The 25906-nt window shown below is 72.3% G+C and carries 21 protein-coding genes and 1 tRNA gene; 20 read left to right on the top strand and 2 right to left on the bottom strand.

Annotated elements, in window-relative coordinates:
• The first annotated feature begins 50 nt into the window (after positions 1–50).
• From ACWGPF_RS11600 to ACWGPF_RS11670, 15 genes are all read left to right on the top strand, one after another.
• Positions 51–1703 carry a TIGR04028 family ABC transporter substrate-binding protein gene (locus ACWGPF_RS11600; RefSeq protein WP_452332974.1) on the top strand — a complete coding sequence of 551 codons (1653 nt, stop codon included), beginning with the start codon at positions 51–53 and terminating at the stop codon, positions 1701–1703.
• A 96-nt stretch (positions 1704–1799) separates the two neighbouring features.
• Positions 1800–2756: an ABC transporter permease gene (locus tag ACWGPF_RS11605; RefSeq protein WP_452332993.1), complete on the top strand. Its 957-nt coding sequence runs from the start codon at positions 1800–1802 to the stop codon at positions 2754–2756.
• Positions 2753–3592 carry an ABC transporter permease gene (locus ACWGPF_RS11610; RefSeq protein WP_452332975.1) on the top strand — a complete coding sequence of 280 codons (840 nt, stop codon included), beginning with the start codon at positions 2753–2755 and terminating at the stop codon, positions 3590–3592. Before ACWGPF_RS11605 ends, ACWGPF_RS11610 begins: the two co-directional genes overlap by 4 nt.
• Complete coding sequence (locus tag ACWGPF_RS11615; protein WP_452332976.1) at positions 3589–5217, top strand: dipeptide ABC transporter ATP-binding protein; 1629 nt, start codon at positions 3589–3591, stop codon at positions 5215–5217. Before ACWGPF_RS11610 ends, ACWGPF_RS11615 begins: the two co-directional genes overlap by 4 nt.
• Entirely contained in the window at positions 5214–6305 is a 1092-nt protein-coding gene (locus tag ACWGPF_RS11620) for a putative FMN-dependent luciferase-like monooxygenase (protein ID WP_452332977.1), read from the top strand. Before ACWGPF_RS11615 ends, ACWGPF_RS11620 begins: the two co-directional genes overlap by 4 nt.
• The gene (locus ACWGPF_RS11625) at positions 6302–6919 is read left to right on the top strand and encodes a CMD domain protein (protein ID WP_452332978.1); all 618 of its coding nucleotides are present in this window, start codon (positions 6302–6304) and stop codon (positions 6917–6919) included. Before ACWGPF_RS11620 ends, ACWGPF_RS11625 begins: the two co-directional genes overlap by 4 nt.
• Positions 6916–7542, top strand: coding sequence for an alkylhydroperoxidase domain protein (locus ACWGPF_RS11630; protein ID WP_452332979.1), 627 nt, complete (start codon positions 6916–6918; stop codon positions 7540–7542). Before ACWGPF_RS11625 ends, ACWGPF_RS11630 begins: the two co-directional genes overlap by 4 nt.
• Positions 7539–8177 carry a VOC family protein gene (locus ACWGPF_RS11635; protein ID WP_452332980.1) on the top strand — a complete coding sequence of 213 codons (639 nt, stop codon included), beginning with the start codon at positions 7539–7541 and terminating at the stop codon, positions 8175–8177. The genes ACWGPF_RS11630 and ACWGPF_RS11635 overlap by 4 nt, the downstream gene beginning before the upstream one ends.
• A gap of 28 nt (positions 8178–8205) precedes the next feature.
• Positions 8206–9513 (top strand): amidohydrolase, encoded by a 1308-nt coding sequence (locus ACWGPF_RS11640; protein WP_452332981.1) that lies wholly within the window; start codon positions 8206–8208, stop codon positions 9511–9513.
• A gap of 68 nt (positions 9514–9581) precedes the next feature.
• A complete protein-coding gene (locus ACWGPF_RS11645; protein ID WP_452332982.1) occupies positions 9582–12014 on the top strand; it encodes a glycoside hydrolase family 2 protein in 2433 nt (810 codons plus the stop codon).
• Positions 12015–12215: 201 nt separating this feature from the next.
• Positions 12216–13919 (top strand): ABC transporter substrate-binding protein, encoded by a 1704-nt coding sequence (locus tag ACWGPF_RS11650; RefSeq protein WP_452332983.1) that lies wholly within the window; start codon positions 12216–12218, stop codon positions 13917–13919.
• A 37-nt stretch (positions 13920–13956) separates the two neighbouring features.
• Entirely contained in the window at positions 13957–14946 is a 990-nt protein-coding gene (locus ACWGPF_RS11655; RefSeq protein ID WP_452332984.1) for an ABC transporter permease, read from the top strand.
• A 5-nt stretch (positions 14947–14951) separates the two neighbouring features.
• Positions 14952–15965, top strand: coding sequence for an ABC transporter permease (locus ACWGPF_RS11660; RefSeq protein WP_345438812.1), 1014 nt, complete (start codon positions 14952–14954; stop codon positions 15963–15965).
• Positions 15962–16825: an ABC transporter ATP-binding protein gene (locus tag ACWGPF_RS11665; RefSeq protein WP_452332985.1), complete on the top strand. Its 864-nt coding sequence runs from the start codon at positions 15962–15964 to the stop codon at positions 16823–16825. The genes ACWGPF_RS11660 and ACWGPF_RS11665 overlap by 4 nt, the downstream gene beginning before the upstream one ends.
• Positions 16822–17709: an ABC transporter ATP-binding protein gene (locus tag ACWGPF_RS11670; RefSeq protein WP_452332986.1), complete on the top strand. Its 888-nt coding sequence runs from the start codon at positions 16822–16824 to the stop codon at positions 17707–17709. The genes ACWGPF_RS11665 and ACWGPF_RS11670 overlap by 4 nt, the downstream gene beginning before the upstream one ends.
• Before the next feature lie 36 nt (positions 17710–17745).
• Here the strand turns inward: ACWGPF_RS11670 and ACWGPF_RS11675 are convergent, their stop codons facing one another.
• Positions 17746–19839 carry a glycoside hydrolase family 36 protein gene (locus ACWGPF_RS11675; protein WP_452332987.1) on the bottom strand — a complete coding sequence of 698 codons (2094 nt, stop codon included), beginning with the start codon at positions 19837–19839 and terminating at the stop codon, positions 17746–17748.
• A gap of 84 nt (positions 19840–19923) precedes the next feature.
• On the opposite strand from ACWGPF_RS11675, the gene ACWGPF_RS11680 reads away from it, so the two are divergent.
• The 4 genes from ACWGPF_RS11680 (at position 19924) to ACWGPF_RS11695 (ending at position 24482) form a co-directional block, all read left to right on the top strand.
• Positions 19924–21054: an ROK family protein gene (locus tag ACWGPF_RS11680; RefSeq protein WP_452332988.1), complete on the top strand. Its 1131-nt coding sequence runs from the start codon at positions 19924–19926 to the stop codon at positions 21052–21054.
• Between the two features lie 78 nt (positions 21055–21132).
• On the top strand, positions 21133–23280 hold the full coding sequence (locus ACWGPF_RS11685; RefSeq protein WP_452332989.1) for an alpha-galactosidase: 2148 nt from the start codon (positions 21133–21135) through the stop codon (positions 23278–23280).
• A gap of 25 nt (positions 23281–23305) precedes the next feature.
• Positions 23306–24346, top strand: a complete 1041-nt coding sequence (locus ACWGPF_RS11690; protein WP_452332990.1) for an alpha-hydroxy acid oxidase — start codon at positions 23306–23308, stop codon at positions 24344–24346.
• A 45-nt stretch (positions 24347–24391) separates the two neighbouring features.
• Positions 24392–24482 (top strand) — tRNA-Ser (locus ACWGPF_RS11695).
• A gap of 62 nt (positions 24483–24544) precedes the next feature.
• Here ACWGPF_RS11695 and ACWGPF_RS11700 read toward each other — a convergent pair.
• A complete protein-coding gene (locus ACWGPF_RS11700; RefSeq protein ID WP_452332991.1) occupies positions 24545–24955 on the bottom strand; it encodes a RidA family protein in 411 nt (136 codons plus the stop codon).
• Positions 24956–25033: 78 nt separating this feature from the next.
• Here ACWGPF_RS11700 and ACWGPF_RS11705 point away from each other — a divergent pair, with 78 nt between their 5' ends.
• Positions 25034–25417 (top strand): winged helix-turn-helix transcriptional regulator, encoded by a 384-nt coding sequence (locus ACWGPF_RS11705; protein WP_452332992.1) that lies wholly within the window; start codon positions 25034–25036, stop codon positions 25415–25417.
• The last annotated feature ends 489 nt before the right edge of the window (positions 25418–25906 follow it).

Consider the following 25906-nt stretch of genomic DNA (forward strand, 5'->3'; position numbering starts at 1 on the left):
TCGGTTCACAGCAGCGCCGGTTCCCCCTGCCCCGTCCTGAGGAGACATCCATGTCCCGCATCCCCCGCATCGCGCTCGCCGCGGCATCCGCCGTGACGGCAGCCGCGCTGCTCGCCGGCTGCAGCGCCGGCGGATCCGCGCCGTCCGACTCCGCGGCATCGGGCGACCCCGTCGAAGGCGGCACGCTCACGTACCTCGAGCCGCAGACGTGGAACACCCTCTATCCGCCGTCCGCCGGCTTCTACCCCAACGGCGGCATCGTCAACAACATCACCGACCGGCTGCTCTACCAGAACCCCGAGACCCTCGAGCTCGAGCCCTGGATCGCGACGAGCTGGGAGGTGAACGACGACGCGACGGAGTACACCTTCACGCTGCGCGACGATGCCACCTACTCCGACGGCACGCCCATCGACGCCGAGAACGTCGTGAAGAACTTCGACCTCTACGGCCTGGGCGACACCGATCGCGCCCTCACGGTCTCCGAGGCCATCAACAACTACGACCACGGCGAGGCCGTCGACGCGACCACCGTGAAGTTCTTCTTCACGGCGCCGTCGCCCGGCTTCGCGCAGGCCGTGTCGACCATCAACTCCGGTCTGCTCTCGAACGAGACGCTCGACCGCACCAGCGAGGAGTTCGGCCCGGGGAACGCCGCCGAGATCGTCGGCTCCGGCCCGTTCACGATCGCAAGCGAGGAGATCGGCACCGAGATCAGCCTCGCCGTCCGCGAGGACTACGACTGGGCGCCCGAGTCGTTCGAGCACGACGGCCGCGCATACCTCGACGCCATCGACTACCTCGTCGTCGGCGAGGACAGCGTGCGCGTCGGCAACGTCGTCTCGCAGCAGGCGCAGATCGCACGCCAGATCGAGGCGCCCGACGAGGCGCAGTTCTCCGCCGACGGGCTCTCGCTCCTCGCGGCGTCGACGAACGGCGTCAACAACGGCCTGAGCTTCCGCTTCCGCGACCCGCTCCTCGAGGACGTCCGCGTGCGCCAGGCGCTCATCGCGGGCATCGACCGCGAGCAGATCGTCGAGACGCTCTTCACCGACAGCTACCCGCTCGCGACGGGAGCGCTCGCATCGACGGCGCTCGGGTACACCGACACGTCGTCGTACTACGCCTACGACCCCGAGCGGGCCGCCGACCTGCTCGACGAGGCCGGCTGGGAGCTGAATGCCGACGGACTGCGCGAGAAGGATGGCCAGACCCTCGCCCTGACCTTCAACGAGGCGCTGCCGCAGCCGCGCTCGAGGGAGGTCGTGACCCTCATCCAGGAGCAGCTCGCCGAGCTCGGCATCGACGTCGAGCTGCTGCCGGGCGACCAGGCGGCGCAGGACGCGGCCCGCATCGAGGTCGGCGCGCTGCAGGTGTACCACTCCATGGTCGGCCGTGCCGACTACGACGTCCTGAAGTCGCAGTACTTCTCGAAGAACCGCAACACCCTGCTGAACGGCTACCCCGACGGCACGGTGGGCGACCAGGAGCTCGACGACCTCCTCCAGCAGATCGCATCGTCTCCCACCGAGGACGGCCGCGCCGAGGCGTCGGCCGCCGCTCAGGAGCGTCTCGCCGAGCAGGCGTACATCCTGCCGATCTTCGAGGAGCCGCAGGTGTTCGGCTACATCGACGCCGTTCAGGGCTTCCGCACGGAGTCGGTCGGCCGTCCGTCGTTCTACGACACCTGGCTCGCCCAGTAGCGTCGAGACCAGCCTCTGTCGTCGAGACCGGCGCTCCGCGCGCTGGTCTCGACGACAGAGGCTGGTTTCGGTGAACGGGAACCTCGGAAGGTGAACATGCTCTACGTCCTGCGACGCGCCGGGCAGGCGGTGCTCGTGCTCGTGCTCGCCTACACGGCGGCGTACGTGCTGCTCGCCGCTCTCCCGGGAGACGCCGTCCTCGCGCGCTACGGCAACCCCGATCTCGGCCTCACGCCCGAGCAGCTGGAGGCCATCCGCGTCGCCTACGGCGCCGACCAGCCGCTCATCGTGCGGTACCTCGACTCCGCGGCCGCGTTCCTGCGCGGCGACTTCGGCTACTCCGTGCAGAGCGGCGCGGCGGTGTCCGACCTCATCGCCGCGAACCTGCCCGACACGCTCGTTCTCGCCGTCTCGGGCCTCGCCGTGGCGATCTTCCTCGCCGTCGTCATCGCGTTCACCGCGACCTACGGCAAGGGCACGTGGCTGCGCCGCCTGTTCCGCACCATCCCGCCGTTCTTCGTGTCGCTGCCGGTGTTCTGGATCGGCATCATCCTCATCCAGATCTTCTCCTTCCAGCTCCGTCTCGTTCCCACGATCGGCGCGTCGGAGCTGCAGTCGCTCATCCTCCCGGTCGCGACCCTCGCCATCCCCATCGCCGCGCCGCTCGCGCAGGTGCTCATGCGCAGCATCGACGAGGTGCGCGACCAGCCGTTCGTCACCGTCGTGCGCGCGCGCGGGGCGAGCACCTCGTGGCTGCTGTGGCGCAACGTCGCCCGCAACGCCCTCCTGCCGACGCTCACGATGGCCGGCCTCCTCTTCGGCGAGCTGGTCGGAGGCGCCGTCGTCACGGAGGCCGTGTTCGCCCGCAACGGCATCGGGCAGATCACGGCCCAGGCCGTCGCGAACCGCGACACCCCCGTGCTGCTCGCGGTCGTCCTCATCACGACGGTCACGTTCGTCGTCATCAACCTCGTCGTCGACCTGCTCTACCCGGTGCTCGACGCCCGCCTGCGCCGGACGCAGGCCCCGGCCCGGAAGGGAGCCGTCCGATGAGCGTGCTCGCCGCCTCGCGCCCCCGTATCGGATGGTGGCGCCCCCTCGTGCGACCCGGCGTCATCGTCCCCGGTCTCGTCCTCGTCGTCGCCGTGCTCGCGGCCATCGCGCCCGGCCTCTTCACCGGCGCGAGCCCGACCGAGACGGTCGCCCCGTCGCTGCAGGCGCCGAGCGCCGCGCACTGGTTCGGCACGGATGCCACGGGGCGCGACGTGTACGCCCGCGTCGTCTTCGGGGCGTCCCAGTCGATCACGGGCGCTCTCGTGGCCGTGCTCGTGGGTCTCGTCGTCGGAACCGCCATCGGCGTCGCGGCGGGCGCCGTCGGCGGCTGGCTCGACGAGGTGCTCATGCGCGTCGTCGACGTGCTGCTGGCCATCCCCGCCCTCCTCCTCTCGCTCAGCGTCGTCATCCTGCTCGGGTTCGGCACGACCAACGCGGCCATCGCCGTGGGCGTGACGTCGATCGCGACGTTCGCGCGGCTCGCCCGCTCGCAGGTCGTCGGCGTGCGCGTGAGCGAGTTCGTCGAGGCCGCGTACGGCTCCGGCGGCACCTTCTTCGGCGTGCTGTGGCGGCACATCCTGCCGAACTCGCTCACGCCCGTCATCGCGCTCGCGGCGCTGCAGCTGGGCTCGGCCATCCTGCAGATCTCGACCCTCGGCTTCCTCGGGTACGGCGCCCCGCCGCCCACGCCCGAGTGGGGGCTCCTCATCGCGGAGGGGCGCAACTACGTCGCCACGGCCTGGTGGCTGACCGTCCTGCCCGGTGCCGTCGTCGTGGTCGTCGTGCTCGCGACGAACCGGCTCAGCCAGGCCATCCGGGGAGGGGAGTCCGCATGACCGGCGAACCGCTGCTGTCCATCCGCGACCTCGCGGTGCAGTACCGCACGGCGCACGGACCCGTCGACGCCGTGCGAGGCGTCTCGTTCGACGTCGCGGCGGGCGAGGTGACGGCGCTCGTCGGCGAGTCGGGCTCCGGCAAGTCGACCGTCGCCCAGTCGGTCATCGGCCTGCTGGCCTCCAACGGCCGCGTCGCAGGCGGGAGCATCAGCCTGAACGAGCGGCGCGAGGGCGTCACCGAGCTCGTCGGACTCTCCGAGCGTCGCTGGCGGTCGCTGCGCGGTCGCTGCATCGCGCTCATCCCGCAGGACCCCGGCAACTCGCTCAACCCCGTCACGACGATCGGGTCGAGCGTCGGCGAGGCGCTGCGCATCCACGGATGGCGCGACCAGAGGAAGGTCCGCTCCCGCGTGCTCGAGCTGCTCGAGCGCGTCGACATCGACGACCCGGAGACGCGCGCGCGGCAGTATCCGCACGAGCTCTCGGGCGGCATGCGACAGCGCGTGCTCATCGCCGCCGCGCTCGCCCTCGAACCCGAGCTCATCATCGCCGACGAGCCGACGAGCGCCCTCGACGTCACGGTGCAGCGCACCGTGCTCGACCTCCTCGACCGCCTGCGCACGGAGACGGGGACGGGCATCCTCTTCATCACGCACGACCTCGCCGTCGCCGCCGACCGCTCGGACTCGATCGTCGTCATGCGCGGGGGAGAGGTGCAGGAGGCCGGCCCCTCGGCCACCGTGCTCGCCGCACCCGACGCGGAGTACACGCGCACGCTCCTCGCCGACGCCCCGTCGCTGGCGCAGGTCGTCGAACGCGTGGCGCCCGTCGTCGCAGGCGGCGAGCGCCCCCTCGTCGAGGTGACGGCGCTGCGCCAGGAGTTCGCGCGCGGCGGCGGGCGGGCCCCGCTCGTCGCCGTCGACGACGTCTCGTTCACGGTGCCGCGCGGCACGACGCACGCGCTCGTGGGAGAGTCGGGATCCGGCAAGACGACCACCGGACGCAGCATCGCGGGCTTCAACCGCCCGACGTCCGGTGCCATCCGCGTGGGCGACGTCGACGTGACGGCGCTCCGGTCCGCCCGCGCGTTCCGGCGCACGACGCAGCTCGTCTACCAGAACCCGTACGGCTCGCTCGATCCGCGGCAGTCGATCGGGCAGGTGCTCGCCGAGCCGCTCGCGAACTTCGGCATCGGCACGTCGGCGGAGCGGGCCGAGCGCGTCGCGCACCACCTCGAGCTCGTCTCGCTCGCGCCGCAGCTCGCGAACCGCCGCCCGCGGGAGCTGTCGGGCGGCCAGCGCCAGCGCGTCGCGATCGCGCGTGCGCTCATCCTCGAGCCGGAGCTCGTCGTCCTCGACGAGGCGGTCTCGGCCCTCGACGTCACCGTGCAGGCGCAGATCCTCCGCCTGCTCGCGCGACTGCAGGAGGAGCTCGGGCTGACCTACGTGTTCATCTCGCACGACCTCGCCGTCGTCCGGCAGATCGCCGACACGGTCTCGGTGCTCCAGCGCGGGCGCCAGGTCGAGCTCGGCACCGCGGCGCAGGTGTTCGACGACCCGCAGCACGAGTACACGCGACAGCTGCTCGCGGCCATCCCCGGGGCGGCGTTCCGAGGCGGCGCATGACCCGGCTCGGCTTCTTCACGCGCCTGCTCGAGGAGGCTCCCGCCGCCGACCGCTACCGGTTCGCGCTCGAGCAGATCGCGCAGGCCGAGGCCTCGGGCTTCGCGTCGGCGTGGATCGCGCAGCATCACTTCGGCGAGCACGAGGGAGGCCTCCCCTCGCCGTTCGTGCTCCTGGCCGCCGCGGCCGAGCGGACCGAGCGCATCGGCCTCGGCACCGCCGTGCTCACGCTCCCGATCGACGACCCCGTGCGCGCCGCCGAGGACGCGGCCGTGCTCGATCAGCTCAGCGGCGGGCGCGTGCAGCTCGGCGTCGCATCGGGCGGGACGCCCTCGTCGTTCGCGGCGTTCGGGCAGGATCCGTCGCGTCGGCGCGAGATCTTCGACGACCACTTCGGCGTGTTCGTCGATGCGCTCTCCGGCCGCGGCGTGCGCGGCACGCCGTCGCGCATCTATCCGCCGGCGGGCGATCTCGCCGACCGCATCTGGCAGGCGACGTTCTCCGTCGACGGCGGACGCCGGGCCGGGCTCCGCGGTGACGGCCTGCTGCTCTCGCGCACGCAGCCGCGCACCGAGGCCGACCCCGACGCCCCGCTCCACGCCATCCAGCTCCCCATCATCGAGGCGTACCGCGCCGCGCTTCCCGACGGCGCCGCCCCGCGCATCCTCGCCTCCCGCACGGCGCTCGTCGTCGACCCGGAGCACCGCACCCGTGCGCTGGAGCTCGCGGAGGACGGGCTGCGCCGCCTCGCGCAGACGATGTTCGGGCGGGATGTGTCGGGGCTCGGGATCGAGGACGTCGCGCGCCTCACCGACACGCACGTCGGCACCGTCGACGAGGTGGTCGCCTCGCTCTCGGAGGATGCGGCCATCCCCGCCGCGACCGACGTCTCGTTCCAGGTCCACTCGATCGCCGCGACGCACGACCTGACGCTGCGGTCGCTCGAGCTGCTCGCCGCCGAGGTCGCACCGCGCCTCGGATACGAGACGGGGCACGCCGCCGCCGCGTCGCTGCGCTCCGCCCACACCGGCCCATCCGTCCCCTCCGCCCGCGCCGTCCTCGCGGAAGCCCCCGCAGAAGGAGTCTCATGAGTTCCGACAACGCCGACATCATCGACCTGCTCGCGGGCATCGCCCCGGGCAGCCGCCTCGCGGCCATCCGCGGCAACCGGGCGCAGGCGCGGGAGAACGCGCAGCGCAGCTTCGAGGCGCTGCTCGAGCCCGCGGACCCCGGGACGTTCCCGCTCGCCGAGCGCTATGCCGTCGCGGCCTTCGTCGCGCGCCTGCACGGCTTCGGCGCCGCGACGGACTTCTACGCCGACCTGCTCGGCGACGAGGCACCGGGCCTCGTCGCCCTCGTCGACGAAGCGGCGCTCTCGGGCAGGACGCAGGGGCCCTACGGCGCCTACCGGGAGCCGGGCCTCGCGGCGGAGAGCACCCCCGGGCTCGTGTGGAAGGCCGACGCCGCGGCCCTCGGCGAGCGCCTCGCCGCCGCCTTCACCCACACGCACCTGCTCGTGTTCCGCCCGCGCGAGTCGCGGCCGGAGGCGCTGCAGGCTCTCGTCGACGCCGGATGGAGCGCCGACGACATCGTGTCGCTGTCGCAGCTCGTCGCGTTCCTGTCGTTCCAGCTGCGCACCGCGTGGGGGCTGCGCGTGCTGGCCTCCGCCGCCCCGACCTCCTCGACCGAAGGGAGCCGCGCATGAGCGAGCTCGTCACCGCGTACCCCGACCTCGACCGTCCGGACGCGTTCACCCAGCAGGGCCTCGGCTGGGTGCCGTGGCTGCTCCCCGTGGCGGAGGACGACCTCACCGAGCCCCAGCGCTCGGCGCTCATCGAGCCCGCCCGCGCGAAGATGCCCTACTTCCGGCTGCTCGCGCGCGACCCCGAGGCGCTCCGCGCGCGCACGCTCACCGACCTCGACATCTTCTTCAACGTCACGGACGGCGTCGGCCGCGCCGAGCGGGAGCTGGCGGCGGCCGCCACCTCCCGGTACAACGGCTGCGTCTTCTGCGCCCATGTGCACGCCGCCGCGGCGACGCGCGAGTCGGGCCGCGAGGCGGATGTGCAGCGCCTCCTCGACGAAGGGGTCGGCGCCGACCTCGGCGATACGGCATGGAACGCGATCGCCGCGTCCTCGGTGGCCCTCGCCGAGACGCCGCTCGCCTTCGGCGAGGCCGACGTGCAGCGCCTGCGCGATGCGGGCCTCGAAGACGAGGAGATCGTCGACGTCATCAACGGCGCGGCCTTCTTCAACTGGGCCAACCGCCTCATGCTCTCCCTCGGGGAGCCCGAGGTGCCCGCCCGCCGCCGGAAGGAATCCGCATGAGCATCCCCGCGCACCTCGACCACATCGTCATCGCCGGGCCCGACCTCGACGCCGTCGTGCGCTGGTTCGCCGAGCTCACGGGCGTCGTCGCGGCGCCCGGCGGCGCGCATCCCACCGGCACCGCCAACGCCCTCGTCGCCCTCACGGTCGACGGCGAGCGCGGCCCCCAGTACGTCGAGCTCATCGGGCCCGATCCCGCGCGCACGGCGCCCGAGGTGCCGACGACCTTCGGCATCGACGGGCTCACGGCGCCGAGCATCCAGGCATACGCCGTCCATCCCGCCGACATCGACGAGACGGTCGCGGCGGCCCGTGCGCGCGGCTACGACCCGGGCGACGTGCACGACCTGTCGCGCCGCAAGCCCGACGGCACTCTGCTGGAGTGGCGGCTGACGCGCGGAGAGGGCCGTCGCCTCGACGTGCCGTTCCTCATCGACTGGGGCACCACCGAGCAGCCGGGCCTGAGCGACATCCCCGCCATCGAACTGCTCTCGTTCGAGCGGGTCGAGCCCGACCCCGAGCCGCTGCGCGCGGTGCTGACAGCGCTGGGGCACGGCGCCGACGTCGTCGAGGGCGCACCCGCCGGCTTCCGCCTCACGCTGCGGCGGGCCGATGGCGAGGTCGTCGTCCTGTAGCGATCGCCGCGCGGCGGGAGGGAGAACCATGGCCGACCACATCGACGCGTACCTCGCGTGGCAGGAAGCGGCGGGGCGGACGCCTGCGACCGTCGACGAGTCGTCGCCGTTCGAGGGCGCAGGAGACGCCGACCGTGCCGCCGTCGGCGCGGCGGTCGACGACCTGCGACCCGAACTGGAGGCGCTCGCCGTCGCGCTCCACGACGATCCGGAGACGGGCTTCGACGAGCACCGATCGGTGCGCCGCATCGCTGACCTGCTCGCCGCGCACGGCGTGGAGGCCGAGGTCGGCGCGTTCGGGCTCGACACCGCCCTGCGCGCCACAGTGGGGGAGGGCGATGGGCCCCATTTCGCCGTCATCGCCGAGTACGACGCCCTCCCCGGCATCGGCCAGGCCTGCGGCCACAACATCATCGCCGGCATCGGCGCAGGGGCGTTCCTCGCGGCCGCACCGGTCGTCGCCCGGCGGGGCGGACGTCTGTCGCTCATCGGCACGCCGGCGGAGGAGAACGGCGGCGGCAAGGAGCACATCATCCGCGCGGGCGGGTTCGACGACGTCGACGCGGCGGGGATGGTCCATCCGGCAGGCGGTGACGAGGTCTCGTCGATCGTCGGGCAGCGCACGACGGGCGTCCGCCGCGTCGCGGTGACGTACCGCGGGCGTGCCGCGCATGCGGCAGGGACGCCCTGGCTGGGTCTCAATGCCCTCGACGCCGTGGTGACGGCGTACCAGGGCGTGGCGCAGCTGCGGCAGCACATCCTGCCGATCGACCGCGTGCACGGCATCATCACCGACGGCGGTGCCGCGCCGAACATCGTCCCCGAGCGCGCGTCGGCGCTGTTCTACGTGCGCTCGGGTGAGGTCGACACGCTCCGCGCGCTCACCGACCGCGTGGTCGCGGTGCTCGAGGGCGCAGCCGTCTCGACGGGGGTGACCGCCGAGATCGAGGTCGACCCCGTTCCCCCGTACCTCCCGCTCGAGGCGAACGTGTCGCTCACGAAGCGGTGGGCCGCGAGCATCCGCTCGCGCGGCCGCGCCGTGCCGCCGCCGCCCCTCGTGCCGGCCCAGGGTGGACCGTCGACCGACATGGGCAACGTCTCGCGCTACGTCCCGTCGATCCACCCGTCCATCGGCCTCGGAGCGCCCGCGGGCGTGCAGCCCCACAACGCGGCGTTCGCGGACGCGACCGTGCGCCCGGCGGCGTTCGCCGCGATGGCCGACGCCGCGGCGGCGCTCGGGTCGGCGGCGATCGACTACCTCGCCGACGCGCGACTTCGCGACGCGGTCTCGGAGGAGTTCGCCGCCCTCGGCGGCCGGTTCCGCTGGGAGCGGTGAGCACCCTCTTCCCCTCCGCGACACTTTGTACCAAGATGTAACTAAGTACATCGAGGCGAAGGAGCCGCATGACCGTCATCCCTCTCACCGACGACTGGACCGTCACGGCGATCGCCGGGCCCGCCCCCGAGGGGGTGAGGGGACAGGGCATCCCCGCGGTCGTCCCCGGAACGGTGCACCTGGACCTGCTGCGCGCCGGGCTCATCGACGAACCCTTCGACGGTGCGAACGAAGACGCGCAGCAGTGGATCGGCGACGTCGACTGGCGCTTCGAGACGACGTTCCGCTGGACGCCCGACGGCTCCGAGCGTCAGCAGCTCGTGGCCGAGGGGCTCGACACGCTCGCGACCGTGGTGCTCAACGGCGTCGAGATCGGCCGGACCGAGAACCAGCACCGCTCGTACCGCTTCGACATCGGCGCCGCCCTCGTCGACGGCGAGAACGCGCTGCGCATCGACGTCGCCGCTCCCGTCCCCGCGGCGCACGCGCGCTCGGAGGAGCACGGCGCGCGCCCGCACGTCAACCACCATCCGTACAACGCGCTGCGCAAGATGGCGTCGAGCTTCGGCTGGGACTGGGGCATCGACGTCGCGGGCGCCGGCATCTGGAAGCCCATCCGCGTCGAGTCGTGGTCGACCGCGCGCATCGCATCCGTGCGGCCCCTGGTCGACGTCGACGGGACCACGGGCGTGCTCGACGCGCACGTCGAGATCGAGCGCGCGGACGGCGTGGAGACCGCCGCGCTGCGCGTCGAGGTCGAGATCGCGGGGACGACGGCCGACGTCGAGGTGGCCGTCGGCGAGACCGCCGCGCGCGTGCGGGTCGACGTCGCCGACGCGGAGCTCTGGTGGCCGCGCGGTCACGGTGCGCAGCCGCTCTACGACGTCGCCGTCCGCCTGCCGGGCCTCGACGAATGGCGCGGCCGCGTCGGCTTCCGCACGGTGCACGTCGACATCGCCCCCGACGAGCAGGGCAGTCCGTTCGCCGTCCACGTGAACGGCCGTCTCATCCAGATCCGCGGCGCGAACTGGATCCCCGATCACGCCTTCACGACGGAGGTCGGCCGCGACCGCTACGCACGGCGCATCGCAGACGCCACCGAGGCGAACATGAACCTGCTGCGGGTGTGGGGCGGCGGCATCTACGAGTCGGACGACTTCTACGACCTGTGCGACGAGCAGGGGGTGCTCGTCTGGCAGGACTTCCTGCTGGCCTGCGCCGCCTACGCCGAGGAGGAGTGGCTCGCCCGCGAGATCGAGGCGGAGGCGCGGGAGGCCATCACGCGGCTCTCGCCGCATCCGTCGCTCGTCATCTGGAACGGCAACAACGAGAACATCGTCGGCTACGCCGACTGGGGATGGCGCCACCGCCTCGAGGGTCGCACGTGGGGCGAGGGGTACTACTTCCGCCTCTTCCCGAGGCTCGTGGCCGAGCTCGACGGCACGCGGTTCTACTCGCCGGGGAGTCCGTACTCGTTCTCGCGGTTCCTCAGCCCCAACCTCGACACGTACGGCACCGTCCACATCTGGGACGTCTGGAATACGAAGGACTACGCCGCCTACCGGGAGTGGACGCCGCGCTTCGTCGCGGAGTTCGGATTCCAGGGGCCGCCCGCGTGGACGACGCTCACCGAGGCGGTGCACGACGCGCCCCTCGAGCCGTACGGCCACGAGATGCTCGTGCACCAGAAGGCGCACGAGGGCAACGCCAAGCTCGAGCGCGGCTACGGCCCGCACCTGCCGGCCCCCGCGACGATCGACGACTGGCACTGGGCGACGCAGCTGAACCAGGCGGCGGCCGTGCGCTTCGGGATCGCCCACTTCCGCTCGCTCGCGCCGTACAACACCGGCACGATCGTGTGGCAGCTCAACGACGACTGGCCCGTCATCTCCTGGGCCGCCGTCGACTTCGCGGAGCGGAGGAAGCCCCTCTGGTACGCCCTCAGGGCGGTCTACGAGCCGCGGCTCGTGACGGTCCAGCCGCGCGACGGCGCCCTCGCGGCCGTGCTCCTCGACGACGTGGATGAGCCGTGGTCGGGTGATCTCGTCGTGCGCCGGCTGTCGCTGGCGGGCGAGGTGCGCGCCCAGGTGCGGCTCGCCGCGGAGGTCGCAGCGCGCGGCGCGACGACCGTCGCGCTGCCCGAGGAGGTCGCCTCCGGCGGCGACGACGAGGTGCTCGTCGTCGAGGCGCCCGGCTTCGCGCGCGCCGTGCACGACTTCGCCGAGGTCGTCGATCAGCCGCTCGACACGCGGCCGTTCGAGGTCGAGGCCGAGCGGGCGGAAGGCGCGGTGCGCGTCCGCGTGCGGGCGCGCTCCTATGCGCGCGACGTCTTCCTGCTCGCCGACCGCGGTCATCCCACTGCCGTCGTCGACTCGGGCCTCGTGACGCTGCTGCCGGGCGAGGAGCATGTCTTCACGGTCTCGGGGGTTCCCGACGAGGTCGCCCCCGACGTGTTCGCGGATGCGCTCGTGCTCCGGCACGCAGGAGACCTGCGGAGCTGAGCCGCAAGGGCTCCCGCCGCAGCGCCCCGGCCGTCCCCGGCCGGGGCGTTGCGCGCGTCGTCATGGCAGCGCTCCCACGACTTTGTTCCGCGGACGCGGAAACTGCTTGACCGAGTTCGTTTCAGTGCGTAACAATGGCAGCAGCCCCCTCCGGGTTCGTCAACGCCGACGGTCTTCCCCCGGCGTGAGGAAAGGACAACGATGTTTCTTCGCACAGCACGCGGACGACGCGCCTCCGTCGCCATCTCCGCAGGCGTTGCCGCTCTCGGCCTCGCCCTCACCGCCTGCGCTCCCGCGGGCGGCGGCTCGAGCGCCTCGTCGGGCGCGAGCGACGCCACCACGCTCGTCGCCTACACGGGCCAGTCGGGCGACTACCAGATCAACTTCAACCCCTACTCGCCTACGAAGATCGGCGGGCTCGGCACGATCTACGAATCGCTCTTCTTCGTGACGAACGTCAACACCGACCCGTACGTGCCTCTGCTCGCCACGGAGTACGCGTGGAACGAGGACGGCACGCAGCTCGACATCACCCTCCGCGAGGGCGTCACGTGGTCGGACGGGGAGGCGTTCGACGCCGACGACGTCGTCTTCACCTTCCAGATGCTCCTCGACAACCCGGCCCTCAACACGGGCGGCTTCGCCGGCACGCCGACGAAGGTCGACGCCACGCACGTGACGCTCACGTTCGACGAGCCCGCGTTCGTGACCGGCCCCGAGCTCCTCGGCAAGACCTTCATCGTGCCCGAGCACATCTGGAACGGCATCGACCCCACGGCCGAGGTCATGGCGGAGCCCGTCGGCACCGGCCCCTACCTGCTGGCCGACTTCAAGCCGCAGGCGTTCACCCTCACGGCCAACGAGGACTACTGGGACGGCGCCCCCGCCGTCGAGAACGTGCGCTACCTCTCGCTCTCCGGCAACACCGCGGGCGCCGACGCGCTCGCCGCCGGGACGATCGACTGGCAGACCGGCCCCGTGCCCGACATCCAGAACGTGTCGGAGAACTACCCCGGCTACGACGCCATCACGATCGGCCAGAACCAGATGGCGCTCCTCACCTGCTCGAACGCCGATCTCGGGTGCGAGGGGCCGCAGACCGACCCCGCCGTTCGGCAGGCGATCTACTACGCGCTCGACCGCGAGCAGGTGAACTCGCTCGCGTTCCAGAACACGGCGAGCGAGATGTCGCCGACGTTCGCGCTGCTGCCCGCGCAGGAGCAGTTCATCTCGGACGCCATCGACGAGACCGTCGTGCCGGAGACGGCTGATGCGGCGAAGGTCGACGAGATCCTCACGGGCGCCGGCTATGAGAAGGGCGCCGACGGCATCTACGCCAAGGACGGCGTCGCGCTGAACCTCACGATCGAGGTCGTCACCGGCTGGACCGACTACATCACGGCGATCGACACCATGTCGCAGCAGTTGAAGGCCGTCGGGATCGGCGTGACGGCGTCGCAGTCGTCGTGGAACGAGTGGACCGACAAGAAGAGCAAGGGCACGTACCAGCTCGCGATCGACTCGCTCGGCCAGGGTGCGGCATCCGACCCGTACTACCTGTACAACAACTTCTTCTCCTCTGCGAACACCGCTCCCGTGGGCGAGGCCGCCCCCGTCAACGTGTCGCGGTTCAGCGATCCCGCCGTCGACGAGGCGCTCGCCGTGCTGAAGGCGACGAACCCCGAGGACACCGCCACCCGTCAGGAGCAGTTCGACATCATCCAGGCGGCGATCGTCGAGGACATGCCGTACATCCCGATCCTCACGGGAGGGACGACGAGCGAGTTCAACGCCGAGAAGTTCACCGGCTGGCCGACGGAGGACGACCTGTACGCCTTCCCGGCGATCTGGGCCTCGCCCGACAACGCCCAGGTGTTCAAGGCGCTCGAGCCGACGGGCGAGTGAGCGTGGCCGAGGAGGAGCGCGTGAAGGGATCGACAGCGTGAACTACTACCTGCGGAAGCTGGGCTTCTACCTCGTCGCCCTGTGGGCGGCGCTGACGCTCAACTTCCTGATCCCCCGGCTGCTGCCGGGCAACCCGGTCGACATCCTGCTCGCCAAGCTCCAGCAGCGCGGCGGCACGGTGAACGCCGAGACCCGGGCGGCCTACGAGCTCCTCCTCGGCGGCAACACGTCCGATCCGCTCATCGTGCAGTACGGCAGCTACCTGCTGAACGTGCTGCGCGGAGACCTGGGCGTGTCGGTCACCTACTTTCCGGCGCCGGTGACGGAGGTGATCGGCACGTCGCTGCCCTGGACGATCGCCCTCATCGGGATCGCCACGGTGCTGTCCTTCATCATCGGCGTCGGGCTCGGCGCGATCGTCGGATGGAAGCCGGGCACGTGGCTCGACTCGCTCGTGCCGGCGACGACGCTGCTCGCCGCCGTGCCGTACTTCTGGCTCGCGCTCATCCTCGTCTACCTGTTCGCGACCATCCTGGGGCTGTTCCCCTCGCAGGGCGGGTACGACGTCGTCCTGAACCCGGGCTGGAACGCCGAGTTCATCGGCTCGGCGCTCTACTACGGCTTCCTGCCGGCGCTCACGATCGTCATCGCCTCGCTCGGCGGATGGCTGCTCGGCATGCGCAACATGATGGTGTCGACGCTCTCGGAGGACTACATCCTGACGGCGCACGCGAAGGGGCTCTCGAACGGCCGCATCCTGCGCGGCTACGCGGCGCGCAACGCCGTTCTGCCGTCCATCGCGGGCTTCGCGATCTCGCTCGGCTTCGTCGTGTCGGGCTCCGTCGTCACCGAGCAGGTGTTCTCGTACCCCGGCATCGGATCGAAGCTGCTGTCTGCCGTGACGAACAACGACTACGCGCTCATGCAGGGGCTGTTCCTCTTCATCACCCTCGCCGTGCTGGGGGCCAACCTCGTCGTCGACCTGTTCTACGGCCTCATCGACCCCCGCACGCGGGCACGGAGCTGATCGCCATGACCAACATCGCCCCCACCACGGAGCCGTCGGTCGCCGACGCCACCGAGACCATCGTGACGCGCACGGCGCGCGAGCAGCGCGCCGCCCGCGCGCAGCGCTCGCGCTCGGCGATCCGGCAGATGCTGCCGACCATGACGCCGTGGCTCGCGCTCGGCCTCGCGCTCATCGGCGGCATCACCCTCTTCGGCCTGCTCGGGCCGCTCTTCGTGAGCGATCCCGCGGCCATCCGCAGCATCGGGCTCACCCCGCCGAGCGCCGAGTTCCTCCTCGGCACGACGCAGACGGGCCAGGACGTCTTCGCCCAGCTCGCCTTCGCGACGCGCGGGTCGCTCGAGATCGGCCTCATCGTCGGCGTGCTCGCGACCGTGCTGTCGGCCTTCTTCGGCATCCTCGGCGCCTACATCGGCGGGTTCGCGGACGAGGCGTTCTCGCTGTTCTCGAACGTGTTCCTCGTCATCCCGGGCCTCCCGCTCGTCATCGTCATCTCGGGGTTCGTGCCCGCAGAGGCGCGCGGGCTCTGGACCATCGCGGTGGTCCTCGCGATCACGAGCTGGGCGGGTTCGGCGCGCGTGCTGCGCGCGCAGACGCTGTCCATCCGCAGCCGCGACTACGTCTCGGCGTCGAAGGTCGCGGGCGAGCGCGCCTGGCGCGTCATCGCCGTCGAGATCCTCCCGAACCTCCTGCCCGTCCTCGCCTCGCAGTTCGTCTTCGCCGTCATCGCCGCGATCCTCGGGGAGGCGGGGCTGTCGTTCCTCGGCCTCGGGGCGTCGAACTCGTCGACCCTCGGCACGATGCTCTTCTACGCGCAGAACGGCTTCGCGCTGTCGCTCGGCGCGTGGTGGTGGTTCGTGCCGCCCGGGCTCATCATCGCGCTGTTCGGGATGGGCCTCTCGCTCGTGAACTTCTCCATCGACGAGATCATCAACCCCAAGCTCAAGAACGTGCGCCTGCACGCGCGCCGCGAGCGCCGTGCGCGCCGCGAGGCGCGCAGGAAGGAGCGCGCCGCATGAGCGCGACGAAACGCCCCGTGCTCACCGTCGACGACCTCTCGGTCGTCTACGAGGTCGAGCAGCCCGTCACGGCCGTGAAGGGGGCGACGTTCACGCTCGGCGCGGGCGAGATCCTCGGCCTCGCCGGCGAGTCGGGGTGCGGCAAGACGACCCTCGCCTACGCCGTGAACCGCCTGCACAAGCCGCCGGCGCGCATCGCGAGCGGACGCATCGTGTTCCACGATCGCGACGGCGACGACGTCGACCTGCTCTCGCTCGGCGACGAGCGCCTGCGCGCGTTCCGCTGGTCGAAGCTCTCGATGGTGTTCCAGGGCGCCATGAACGCCCTGAACCCCGTGCTGACCGTGCGCGCGCAACTCGAGGACGTGCTGCAGGCTCACCGGCCGAAGATGGCGAAGGCCGAGCGGCGCGAGCGCGCCGCCGACGTGCTGCGCCGCGTCGGCGTCGACCCGTCGAGGCTCGCGTCGTACCCGCACGAGCTGTCGGGCGGCATGCGCCAGCGCGTCATGATCGCGATGGCGATGATCCTCGAGCCGCAGGTCATGATCATGGACGAGCCCACGACGGCGCTCGACGTCGTCGTGCAGCGCGACATCCTGCGCGAGATCGTGCGCTTGCGCGACGAACTCGGCTTCGCCGTGATCTTCATCACGCACGACCTGCCGCTGCTGCTCGAGATCAGCGATCGGATCGCCGTCATGCTGCGCGGCGAGATCGTCGAGCTGCGCGGGGCCGACGACATGTACCGCGACCCGCACCATGAGTACACGCGCAAGCTGCTCGGCTCGTTCCCGAGCCTCAGCGGCTCCCGCGGCGCGTTCATCCGATCCGGCATCGACCACGAGGAGGTGCGGGCATGACCAGCGTCCGCGTGAAGGATCTCGTCAAGGAGTTCAGCGTGCGCGACGGCCTGCGCCGCAGCCGCTTCCGCGCCGTGGGCGGGGTGTCGTTCGACCTCGTGCCGGGCCGCACCGTCGCGCTCGTCGGCGAGTCGGGGTCGGGCAAGTCGACGATCGCGCGCATCCTCTCGAAGCTCGAGACGCCGACGTCGGGCGTCATCGAGGTGACGCACGACAACGGGCGCCCCGTACCGCCGGCGGAGTACCGCCGCCACGTGCAGATGGTCTTCCAGGATCCGTTCGCGTCGCTCAACCCGTTCCACTCCATCGAGCACCACATCGCCCGTCCGCTGCGCATCCACAAGCGCACGCGCGGCGCCGACGAGACGCACGAGCGCGTCGTCGAGATGCTCGAGCGCGTGAACCTCGACGCGTCCTTCGCGTCGCGCCGCCCGCACGAGCTGTCGGGCGGGCAGCGGCAGCGCGTCGCGATCGCGCGGGCGCTCGCGCCGGGCGCGCAGGTCGTGCTGGCCGACGAGCCGGTGTCGATGCTCGACGTCTCCATCCGGCTCGGCGTGCTGAACCTGCTGGGCAGGCTGCAGCGCGAGGACGACCTCGCCGTGCTCTACATCACGCACGACCTCGCCACGGCGCGCCACTTCTCCGACGAGATCCTCGTGCTCTACAAGGGGCGCGTCGTCGAGCGGGGGCCCTCCGACGCCGTCATCCTCGATCCGCATCACGACTACACGCGGCTGCTCGCGATGGCGGCGCCCGATCCCGAGCGCATCGGCAAGGTCGTGAGCGGCGAGGCGCCGCCCGACCGCGCCACGCTCGACAACACGGTGTGCTTCAACCACTTCACGGGCGAGTGGGAGGGCGCGAAGGCCGCCGCGGCGGCCTGAGGATGCGGGGCGCCCGGATGCCCGGGCGCCCCGGCGTCACCCCGCCCGCAGCTCCAGTACGCGCGCAGACGGCTCGTCCGCCGGCGCCGTGATCTCGAGCTCGCCGGCGTCCGCGTCCCATGACCACGCCCATCCGCCGGCGGTCGCGGGGAAGAACGGGCGGATGTCGAGCGCGCGTCCGCGCGCCCACGCGAGCGACTGGCGCGCGCAGCCCGCGCCACCGCGCCGCCAGACGGAGACGTAGGCGTGGTCGCCCGTCCGCAGGCCGAGGGAGGTCCACTCGTCCTCCCAGGCGGGGAGGCCGAGCGGCCAGATCGGCAGGCGGTCGCGGATGTCGCGGAGCACGGTGCGGTGCGCGTCGAGCGCCGCGCGCACGGCGTCGACCTCGTGCGCGGCCATCCGATTGAGGTAGCCGGAGAGGTAGAGGCGGCCGAGCACGCCGTTCACGAGGCAGAACGTGCGCAGCTCGTCGCTCATGCCCGCCTGCGGGTACGCCCAGTTTCCGGCCTGCTCGGGGAGGATCGACGCGGGAGCGGCGGCCGCGATCGTGGCGGAGCGGACGGGATCCTGCTGATCGGAGGTGGACTGCAGGTGCAGGCGCGAGAGCATGGCGTAGTCCATGCGCATGGCGCCGGACGCGCAGTTCTCGACGAGGAGGTGCGGATGGCGCTCCTGCACGCCGTCGATCCAGTCGAGGAGGGCCCTGGCGTGCTCGAGCAGGCCCTGCCCCGGCGCGAGGCCGTCGCGGTCGCTTCCCGGACCCGTCATCGTGTTCTCGTCCATCTTGAAGAAGCCCACGCCGTACTCGGAGACGAGGCGGTCGACGACGGCGTCGAGATGGGCGCGGGCGGCGGGATGGCGGAGGTCGAGCAGATGGCGCCCGTGCTCGGCGATCCGCACGCCGCCGCGCGAGAAGAACGCCTCGTCGGGGAGGGTCCGCGCGAGCGGCGACCGCACGCCGACGACCTCCGGCTCGAGCCAGAGCCCCGGGGTCATCCCGCGTGAGCGGATGTACCCCGTCGCCTCGGCGAGGCCGCCGGGGAAGCGCCGCTCCGACGGCTCCCATGCGCCCACGCCGTCCCACCAGTGGCCGTCGGCGTACCATCCGGCGTCGATGCAGAACGCGTCGGCGCCGGCGTCCGCCGCCGCGTCGACGAGCGGCCGGAGCTTCTCGGTCGTGGGGTCGCCCATGAGCGTGTTCATGTAGTCGTTGAAGACGATCGGCAGCGCGTCGTCGGCTTCGCGCGGCAGCCGGACGGCGCGGCGCTGCTCCGTGAGCGCCTGCAGCGCCTCTTCGACTCCGCCCGTGGCGACCGCGAGCGACGCGGGCACGGTGCGGAACGTCTCCCCGCCGCGCAGGCGGACGCTCCACTGGTGCTCCTGATCGGTCGGCCCGCTCAGGAGCAAGTACGCGCCGCGCCCGTTCTCGCCGAGCTCGGCGAGCCATGGCCCGTTGTGCTCGACCTGCCACGCGAGGGCGTAGCGGCCGTGCACGGCCGCGAGGGCCGCCGTGGGCGCCTTCTCGCCGCTCGACCACGAGCCCCGGTTGCCGAGCACGAGGCGCGTGCGAGGCGGCTGGTGGTGGTGGGCCGCGCGGTGCACGTCGACGAGGCCCGCGGTGCGCAGCGGCTCCACGCGCCAGCGGCTCTCCGCGATCCAGTCGTTGTCGGCGTGCGCGACGACGAGCCCGTCGACCGAGCCGAGGCCCGCGTCGGCGAGGAACGACCCCGTCGCGAACGTCGAGACGGCGTCGAGGACGAGCTCGTCCGCGGCCGTCACCTCCGTCCAGGTGCGGATGGCCGGGGCGTCCGCGGCCTGGAAGACGCTCACCACGCGCAGGCCCCTGCTCGCGTCCTCCTGCACGACGCGCAGCTCGCCGGGCAGCTCCTCGTGCGACACGTAGCGCAGGGCGCGGCCGATGATCGTGTCGACGTGGCGGAAGCTGCCGGGGAACCGGCCGTGGCCGAATGCCGTGAGCTCGACGAGCGGCTGCTCGCCGTGGGCCTCCGGCACGAGCGGCTCCGGCTCGGCGGCGTCGGCAGGGCGGAGCGACAGCACCGAGACGGGGCCGTCGGCCGGGGCGGACAGGGTGAGGGCGACGCGCGGGGCGCGCCAGCTGACGGTCGTCATGGGGTGGGATCCTCGCTGATCGCGGAAAGATATGGTGATCCTCTCAGCGCTCGCGAGCGGGCACAAGAGACTATGTTCAGGAGAGTGACAAACATCGCGATCGACGAGCTCTCGCCCGCCATGCGCGCGGCCCTCCTCGAGGTGCTCATCCACGGGGAGCTGCCGCGCGCCGAGATCGCCCGCCGCCTGCACCTGTCGCGAGCGAGCCTCACGCGCATCACGCGCTCCCTCGTCGACGAGGGCCTCCTCGCGGAGGGCGAGACGCGGCTCATGGCCCAGACGGGCCGCCCGTCCGAGATGCTGCAGCTGCGCGCGTCCGCGCGGCACTTCCTCGGCGTCAAGCTCACGGGCGACACGCTCTACGCCGTCGTGACCGACCTGCGCGCGCAGCCCGTCGCCTCGTTCGAGCGGGCGCTGCCGTCGCGCGAGGTCGCCGACGTCGTCGCCGAGATCGCGGATGTCGCCCGCATGTTCGCCGCGGAGCATCCCTCGCTCGTCTCCGTGGGCATCGCGATCGCCGGCCAGGTCATGCAGACGCGCGACGGCGCGCTCGTGCAGCGCTCGGCGTTCCTCGACTGGACCGACGTGCCGCTCGGTGCGCTCGTGCGCGAGGCGACCGGCCTGCCGTGCGCCGTGGAGAACGACGTGCAGGCGCTCACGGCCACCGAGCACTGGTTCGGCGCGGGCGCGGGCATCGACGACATGGCGCTCATCACGGTCGGCGTCGGGATCGGCTGCGGCCTCGTCGCCAACGGCCGCCCGCTCGAGGGGGCGCACGCCCGCTCGGGGCAGATCAGCCATCTCATCGTCGACGAGGCCGGGCCGCACTGCGGCCTGCGGCACCGCGGGTGCGCGTCGAGCATGCTCGTGAACGCATCGATCGTGAACGCGTACCGGCAGCCGGGCGCGGGCTACGACGACGTCGTGGCGGCCGCGCGGGCGGGCGACGCCATCGCGCTCGCGGCGTTCGAGGACGCCGGCCGCGCGCTCGGCGTGCTCATCGCGACCGTCGTCAACCTCGTCGATCCGCAGAAGGTCGTCGTGACGGGCGACGGCATCGCCGTCTTCGAGTTCGCCGACGACGCCGTGCGGCGCTCGCTCGCCGAGCGGCTCGACAAGGACGCCGCCGAGGTCGATCTCGACGTGCGCACGTGGGATTTCTCGGAGTGGGCGCGCGCGGGGGCGGGGCTCGCCATCCGCACCCTCCTCGCCTGATCTTTGTTTCAGAAGTTGACAAACTAGGGCGCCGCGAGGGAATCTGTCTTCGACGATGTCGTCGAGACGGAGGACCGCATGACCCTGATCCCCACCGCCGTGGCGGCACCGCCGCGCACCACGGAGCTCTTCCGCGCGGGCGGGGCGGCGCTCGTCGTGGCGTTCCGCGGCGACGAGCTGCCCGAGGTGCTCCACTGGGGTGCCGATCCCGGTGCCGTCGATGCCGAGGCCCTTGCGGCGCTCGACGCCGCGTCGGCGCGGCAGGTGTCGGCGAGCGCGCTGGACGTGCCGTGGCCGCTCACGATCCTCCCGACCGAGCGCGACGGCTGGGAGGGGCGGCCCGGGATCGCCGGCTCGCTCGACGGCGCTCCGCTGCTGCCGGGATGGCGTGTCGTCGCCGTCTCGCACGACGAGCGCGGCTTCACGCTCTCGGCGGAGGACGGCGGGCTGCGGCTCGAGAGCTCCTTGCGGTTCGACGCCGCGGGCATCCTGCACGTCGACCACTGCGTGGAGAACGCGGGAGACGGCGACGTGGTTCTCGCGGCGCTCGACGCGACGCTGCCCGTGCCGGCACGGGCAGACGAGCTGCTCGACTTCGGCGGGAGGTGGACGCGCGAGCGTGCACCGCAGCGCCGTGCCGCCGTGATGGGGTCGACGGCGCGCGAGTCGCGGCGCGGCCGGACGGGGCACGATGCGCCGCTGCTGACCGTGCTCGGGACGCCGGGTTTCGGCGACGCGTCGGGCGAGCTGTGGGCCGTGCACCTCGCGTGGAGCGGCGACGCCGTGTTCCGCGTCGACCGGCTGCCGGAGGGGCGCAGCGTGCTGGGCGCGGGTGAGCTGCTGCGCACGGGGGAGGTCGTGCTCGGCCCCGGCGACTCGTTCACGGCGCCGACGGCGTGGTTCGCGTGGAGCGACGCCGGGCTCGACGGCGTCTCCGATCGGTTCCATCGCTCGCTCCGGGCGCGCGAGGGTCATCCGCGCTCGCCGCGGCCCGTCGTGCTCAACACGTGGGAGGCGGTCTACTTCGACCACACCCTGGAACCGCTCGTGCGCCTCGCCGACGCCGCGGCGGAGGTCGGCGTCGAGCGGTTCGTGCTCGACGACGGATGGTTCCTCGGACGACGCAGCGACGACGCGGGCCTCGGAGACTGGGCCGTCGACCCCGACGTGTGGCCCGACGGCCTGCACGCCCTCGTCGCGCACGTGCAGGAGCGCGGGATGGGGTTCGGCCTGTGGGTGGAGCCCGAGATGGCGAGCCCCGACTCCGAGCTGGCGCGTGCGCATCCCGACTGGCTGCTCACGCCATCCGATCGCGCGACGCGCACCTGGCGCCAGCAGCACGTGCTGGACCTCGCGCGGCCGGAGGCGTCGGCGTGGGTGCTCGACCGGCTCGACGCCCTGCTGACGGAGTACCCGATCGAGTACCTCAAGTGGGATCACAACCGCGATCTGCTCGAGGCGGTGCATGCGGGGCGGGCGGGGGTCGACGCGCAGACACGCGCGGTCTACGCCCTCCTCGACGAGCTGCGCCGTCGCCATCCGGCCGTCGAGATCGAGTCGTGCTCGTCGGGCGGGGCGAGGGTCGACCTCGGGATCCTCGCGCGCACCGACCGCGTGTGGGCGTCCGACACGAACGACCCGCTCGAGCGGACGCGCATCCAGCGGTGGACGGAGGCGCTGCTTCCGCCCGAGCTGATCGGGAGCCATGTCGGCCCTGCTCGGGCGCACACGACAGATCGCGTCACGGAGCTGCGGTTCCGGATGGCCGCGACCCTGTTCGCCTCTGCGGGGATCGAGACCGACATCACGCGGTTCGGCGCGGACGAGCGGTGCGAGCTGGCCGCGTGGATCGCGGCGTACAAGCGGCTGCGGCCGCTCATGCACTCCGGGCGGCTGCTGCATCGGGCGACGGCCGACGAGGGCACGGTGCTCACGGGCGCCGTCTCGGATGACCGACGGCACGGGCTCTACCGTCTCACGCGCGAGCGGACGGGGGAGTGGGCGGTGCCGCCCGCGCTACGGCTGCCGGGGCTCGACCCCTCGCTGACGTACCGCGTGCGCGTCGTGCGGGAGCTGACGGCCGCGCGGTTCCTCGACGTCGTGCCGGTGCCGTGGGTCGCCGACGGCGAGGTGACGCTGCCGGGTGCTCTGCTCGAGACCGTCGGGGTGCGCACGCCGCTGCTCGCGCCGGCGTCGGCGCTCGTGCTCGAGGTGGAGGCGCAGTGAGGCGCCGCCCGCGTACGCTCGCCGCATGAGCCGCGCCGAGATCGACATGCTGCGGCGCCGTGCGGCGCGGCGGCTCCCCCCGCACGTGGCCGACTACGTGGCCGCGACGGCCGACGGCGTCGCGGAGGCCGAGGCCGACCGCTGGGACGCCGTCGAGCTGCGGCCGACGGCGCTGCGGGGCGCGACGGGCCCGGCGCTCGCGACGACGGTGCTCGGGGCTCCCGTCGACCATCCTCTGCTCGTCGCGCCCATGGCACAGCAGGTGGCGGCGCATCCGGATGGCGAGGCGGCCACCGGGCGCGCGGTCGCGGCATCGGGGTCGCTCCTCGGCGTCTCGACGAACACGGCCATCCCGTTCGCGCGCATCGCGGAGCAGGGGGCGCCGTGGTGGTTCCAGACGTATGTGCTCGCCGAGCGGCAGCTGACGTACGTGCTCGCCGAACGAGCGGCCTCGGCGGGCGCGTCGGCCATCCTGCTGACCGTCGAGCTCACGGCTCTGCGCGTTCCGCCGCACGTCGAGCCGGTGAACTGGCCGGAGGGGAGGGCGCGTGCGCGGCTCGCGAACCTCACGGCGGATGAGCGTGCCCGCATCGAGGGCCGCCCGACGACGGCCCCGGGGCTGGACGAGATCGGGCGGCTGCGCGAGGCGACGGGCCTGCCCGTCGTCGTGAAGGGCGTGCTGCGGGGCGACGATGCGCGCCGAGCGGTGGATGCGGGGGCGGCGGGTGTTCTCGTGTCGACGCACGGGCACAGGCGGATGGCGGGGTCGGTGCTCGTTCCCGACGCGCTCGGCGAGGTGGTCGAGGCGGTCGGGGCCGATGCCGAGGTGTACGTCGACGGGGGCATCCGCGACGGACGGCACGCGCTCGCCGCGCTCGCGCTCGGCGCGCGTGCCGTGTTCGTCGGAAGGCCGGTGTGGTGGGCGCTCGCCGCGGGCGGTGCAGAGGGGGTCGGCGCGCTGCTCGACGGCCTCGCGGGGGAGCTGCGGGCGGCCATGGCGCAGTCGGGGGTCTCGTCGGCCGACGAGGCGCACGCGCTGCGACTCGCCCGGGTGCCGCGCCGGTGACCGCCCGATTCGCGCTGGCGGCGGAGTTGTCCTAAGCTTGTCGGCGGTGACGTGTCCGAGCGGCCGAAGGTGCAACTCTCGAAAAGTTGTGTAGGGTAACCCCCTACCGTGGGTTCAAATCCCACCGTCACCGCCAGAGAAACCCCCTCCTTGCGAGGGGGTTTCGTCGTTCCGGGGAGCGGCTCGCGGAGCTGGACGTCAGTCGAGCACGGCCGTTGCTTCCACCTCGACGAGGACATCCGGCTCGAAGAGATAGTCCACGCCGATGAGCGACGCCGGCGGCAGCGGCAGAGTGAGGCCGATCTCCTCCGAGACCTGCGCCAGGCCAGCCATGACGTCGCCCATCTTCTCCGGGGCCCAGCCGGTGACGTAGAACGTGAGGCGGACGACGTCGCGGAACTCGGCCCCGGCACTGCGGAGCCCCCGATGCGTGTTGCGCAGCGCGTGGGCGACCTGGCCGGCCAGATCGCCCGGAGCCACGGGCGCCCCGTCGCGTGTGCGCGCCACCTGCCCGGCGACGTGGACGTGCCGGGTCCCCGTGCCGACGGCGACATGCGCATAGGGGACGTTCTGGGTCATGTCCTCGGGGGTGAGGCAGGTGACGGTCATGAGGATCTCCTCGTGTCGGCGGGTAGGTATCCTCTGTATACCTAGGAGTTTCCGGACACTTCAACGAGACCAGGTTCCATGCCCGATACCGCTTCCGCACCCGCCGTGCACGCGGTCGATGTGCAGATCGCCGCGCCGCATCGGGAGCTGCTCGACCAGGTGCTCGACAAGTGGTCGCTCGCCGTCCTCAACGAGCTCTGCGAGGGGCCGGCACGGTTCAATGCGCTCCGCCGCGCGATCCCTCCCGTCACACAGAAGTCGCTCACGGCGACGCTGCGCCGGCTGGAACGCAACGGCATCGTCGAGCGGGTGATCATCCGCACCAGGCCGCTCACCGCCGAGTACCGGATCACGCCCCTCGGGAAGACGCTTCGTCATCCGGTGGACGTGCTCGTCGCGTGGGCCGACGCGCATCTCTCCGAGATCGAGGCGGCACGAGATCGCTTCGACCTCGCCGACTGAGCCGGAGCGCGACTGACCCGGAGCGCGACTGACCCGGAGCGGTCGTCTCCGGCCTCTTCGAGTCAGTCGCTCGCGCGGGAGGGTCCGACCCGCCGGCAGGGCTGCGAGCTCACTCGCGTCCGCGTGAAGCCGAGGCAGGCTCGGCGTCAGCGGTGGGTCCGGGGTCGGGGTGCCATCCCGGTGGGGGTTGGTCGGTGAGGCCGTTCTCGTACTCCCATAGCCAGTTGTCGTCGAGGTCTGCTTGTGTGACGGGCGAGTATTCCCACTCGGGTATGTACGGGTTCGGTGGGTCCGGGGCGTGCGCTGCCGTATGCGCGGTCTGCGGGGGTGGCTTCGTGGCGTATTCGAACCCGAGGGGGCTGGTCCAGACGATGACGCCGGGTTCGGGTTGTTGGATGCGCCACGGGGAGTGGTGTCGGAGTTGGTGGTGGGCCCGGCAGAGGGCGGAGAGGTTGCCGGCGCAGGTGGGGCCGCCTCGTTCCCATTCCC

The sequence above is a fragment of the Microbacterium sp. NPDC055683 genome (assembly GCF_053617895.1).